The 3,073-nt window shown below is 56.0% G+C and carries 5 protein-coding genes; all 5 read left to right on the forward strand.

Features of this window, described 5'->3' with window-relative positions:
* A partial coding sequence (locus tag ICT70_RS14710) for a transposase (RefSeq protein WP_191157971.1) occupies positions 1 to 942 on the forward strand: 942 nt, incomplete at its 5' end.
* A 181-nt stretch (positions 943 to 1,123) separates the two neighbouring features.
* The gene (locus ICT70_RS14715; protein ID WP_191157973.1) at positions 1,124 to 1,408 is read left to right on the forward strand and encodes a type II toxin-antitoxin system ParD family antitoxin; all 285 of its coding nucleotides are present in this window, start codon (positions 1,124 to 1,126) and stop codon (positions 1,406 to 1,408) included.
* Positions 1,405 to 1,737 carry a type II toxin-antitoxin system RelE/ParE family toxin gene (locus ICT70_RS14720; protein ID WP_191157975.1) on the forward strand — a complete coding sequence of 111 codons (333 nt, stop codon included), beginning with the start codon at positions 1,405 to 1,407 and terminating at the stop codon, positions 1,735 to 1,737. The genes ICT70_RS14715 and ICT70_RS14720 overlap by 4 nt, the downstream gene beginning before the upstream one ends.
* A gap of 58 nt (positions 1,738 to 1,795) precedes the next feature.
* Positions 1,796 to 2,593 carry a SapC family protein gene (locus ICT70_RS14725; protein WP_191157977.1) on the forward strand — a complete coding sequence of 266 codons (798 nt, stop codon included), beginning with the start codon at positions 1,796 to 1,798 and terminating at the stop codon, positions 2,591 to 2,593.
* An 85-nt stretch (positions 2,594 to 2,678) separates the two neighbouring features.
* On the forward strand, positions 2,679 to 2,882 hold the full coding sequence (locus ICT70_RS14730) for a DUF6447 family protein (protein ID WP_191157979.1): 204 nt from the start codon (positions 2,679 to 2,681) through the stop codon (positions 2,880 to 2,882).
* The last annotated feature ends 191 nt before the right edge of the window (positions 2,883 to 3,073 follow it).

The raw sequence follows: 3,073 nt of genomic DNA on the forward strand, positions 1-3,073 counted from the left end.
GATCATATCACCGGCCAGAGCTTTGAACACCGTCGCGACTGGATCGAACAGCGCATTCTGCAGCTGGCTGGAGTCTTTACCATCGATGTCGCCGCCTATGCGGTGATGCACAACCATTATCATATCGTTCTGCGGGTTGATAATGAACGTGTGGCTAATCTTTCCACGGAAGAGGTGATCACCCGCTGGTCGCAGCTTTATCGCGGGCCCTTGATCATCCGCCGTTATCTCTCCGACAAGCGCAGTGAGATGAGTCAGGGCGAACTGATCCAGGTCGATAAGCTTGCAGACGAATACCGCAAGCGGTTGTGTGATCTGTCCTGGTTCATGAAGAACCTCAACGAATTCATCTCCCGCAAGGCCAACGCCGAAGAACACACCAGAGGTCATTTCTGGGAGAGCCGCTACAAGTGTCAGGCCCTGCTGGATGAACCGGCCCTGCTGGCCGCTATGGCCTATGTTGACCTCAACCCCGTGCGTGCCGCCATGAGCGACACCCCGGAAACCAGTGACCATACCACCATCAAACGCCGGGTGGAGCAGAGCCAAAGCCCCCCGCCGGAACCACCGAAAAAACCGGCTATCCCGACCGATACCGACATCCTGAATCTGCCTGAAGCCCCCTTGCTCCCCTTCGATCCGACGGAGACCTTCACTGCCGGCATTCCGTTCGCCTTTGCAGATTATCTGGAGCTGATCGATACCGTCGGCCGCGCCGTCCACCCGAAGAAGCGCGGTTTTATCCCCGAAACTACCCCCACCATTCTGCAGCGCCTGAACATCAATACCGAAGCCTTTATCCACAATGCCGATCAGTTTTTAAGACGCTTCGGTACCACCGTCGGCCATCCTGCCAAACTCATCGACCTGGCAGCAAGCCGTAATGTCCGCTATCTACGCGGCATGGCGAAATCACGGGCGCTGTTTGGCAAGGTTGCGTAAGCCCTCTTGACCTGGACGCGACAGGCACATTAAGTTGCTTGCCAGTTCAGATAAACAGGGTTAACGAAAACCACGCCACAGATCCTCCTTGGAAAAATGGGCAACAAAGTCTAAGCAATTGGCTTGCATTATTCAAGAATGATTGGCAGAATATGCCATATTCGACAAGGGGAGACATCCTATGCCAACACGCAATGTTGTACTGACAGACAGCCAGGCAAAGTTCGTCGAACAGATGGTGGCCAGCGGCCACTACCAGAATGCTAGCGAGGTGCTGCGCGAGGGCTTGCGTCTCATTCAGACGCGTGAAGCAGAACAAGCAGCAAAACTCGCTGCCTTGCGCGAGGCAGTGGCGGTGGGTATCGCCGACATCGAGGCGGGGCGATATACCGAATTTAACGATACTGCGTCGTTGCGCTCGCACATTGATGGCATTAGCAAGCGTGTGCTGGCGAAGCACGGATGAGCGGCTGGACGGTACGTCTGGCCGCTCAAGCCGCTCAAGATGTTGAAGACATCCTTGATTGGACGCTTGGGCAGTTTGGGCCGTTGCAGCTTGAGAACTACACCGGAGTCATCAACGATGCGTTGGAGGCCTTGAACGCTGGGCCGCAGCTGATCGATGTGCGCAGGCACCCTGGGTTGGGTGATGACGTAGCCACACTGCATGTGACCCGCCAGGGACGAAAAGGTCGCCATCTGCTCGTATTTCGAGTCGATGAGCAGACCAGTTCGATTGAGGTGCTGCGTATTCTGCACGACAGTATGGATTTTGAACGACATCTGGAACAGTGACGGCGATGTTTTTAATATAGATCGACGATATACACTTTTTTCTTCTCAAGGAGTCTTCATGCCCACCTGGACCGCCATCAGCAAAACCGACCATCAGCACACCGGCTGGACCCGCTTCACCAACTACGCCCACGCCCAGCACGACGCCCTGGCACCCGTACTCGCTGTGGAGCTACCTCACCTGCTTGGCAGCTACGCCCTGGCTTTTGCCCATAGCAACACCACCAGCAACGCCACCCCAAGCTACCAACTGGTCGCCATCCTCTCCCTCCAGGCCGGGCTCAACCTCTTTCTTGATACCAATCAGCAATGGCAGGCCAGCTATGTACCCTCCCACTACCGCAGCTACCCCTTTGCCCTGCAACCCAATCAACAGGGCGAAATGACCCTGTGCTTTGATGCCGACTCCGGTCTGATCCACACCCCCGCCGAGGATCAGCAGACCCCCCTGCTCGATGCCGATCAAGCCCCCAGCAAGGAACTGACCCCCATCATCGACTTTCTCCAGCAGCGCCACCAACACACCCAGCTCACCCAAACCCTGGTCAACCAACTCGCCGAGCACCAGCTGATCCAACCCTGGGAAATTGAAAGCGCCGGAGCTGATGGCGAAGCCAAACCCGTCAAAGGCCTGTATCACATCAACGAAGCCGCCCTCAAAAACCTCGACCCAACCCCCTTAAGCCACCTCGCCCACAGCGGCGCCCTGGGCCTCGCCTATGGTCAACTGTTAAGCCAGGCACGCCTGCACGACCTCACCCGCCGCTTTGAACAGAACCAGACCGGCACCACATCCCCAGAGGTGGATATCGAAGCCCTGTTTGGTGAAAAAGACGACAACCTGTTCAGGTTTTAACCGCAACGATTCACCCCTAGAGACACAAATGATGTTATCCTCAAGCCTGACTATCAGTACCCACTAACCCCAACAAGGAGAAACCATGAATCAGCAACAAACCATCACCATCGACGGAACCGAGTACAACCTAGCCGACCTCAATGACAAAGCCAAAGGGGATTTAGCCTCCCTGCAACTGGTCGACCAGAAGATCGCCCAGAACCAGCAAGAAGCCGCCATCCTCCAAACCGCCCGTAACGCCTATGCCCGCTCATTGACCGAGCAGTTGCCCAAAACCGCCCAGTAATACAACAAAGAGGAATCTGCCACGTAACAGCTATGCGATCCCTTAAATGCTGATCCTGCTATTCTCAATCACCAGCCTGCTCATCCTCACCGGCTGCTTACTCCCCGGCAGATTCCTCCCCCGCTGGCTACCCAACGACAAACTCATGCACTTAGGCGGCTACTTCCTGCTGATGGTGCTGATCTCCGCCC

It is taken from the genome of Pelovirga terrestris, from assembly GCF_014773365.1.
In the GTDB taxonomy this organism is placed as follows: domain Bacteria; phylum Desulfobacterota; class Desulfuromonadia; order Desulfuromonadales; family Geopsychrobacteraceae; genus Pelovirga; species Pelovirga terrestris.

What these genes read in the sequence shown, in the direction of transcription:
- ICT70_RS14725 (WP_191157977.1), top strand. Translation starts at nt 1,796, where the DNA reads ATGCCCACCTGGACCGCCATCAGCAAAACCGACCATCAGCACACCGGC.
- ICT70_RS14720 (WP_191157975.1), top strand. Translation starts at nt 1,405, where the DNA reads ATGAGCGGCTGGACGGTACGTCTGGCCGCTCAAGCCGCTCAAGATGTT.
- ICT70_RS14730 (WP_191157979.1), top strand. Translation starts at nt 2,679, where the DNA reads ATGAATCAGCAACAAACCATCACCATCGACGGAACCGAGTACAACCTA.
- ICT70_RS14715 (WP_191157973.1), top strand. Translation starts at nt 1,124, where the DNA reads ATGCCAACACGCAATGTTGTACTGACAGACAGCCAGGCAAAGTTCGTC.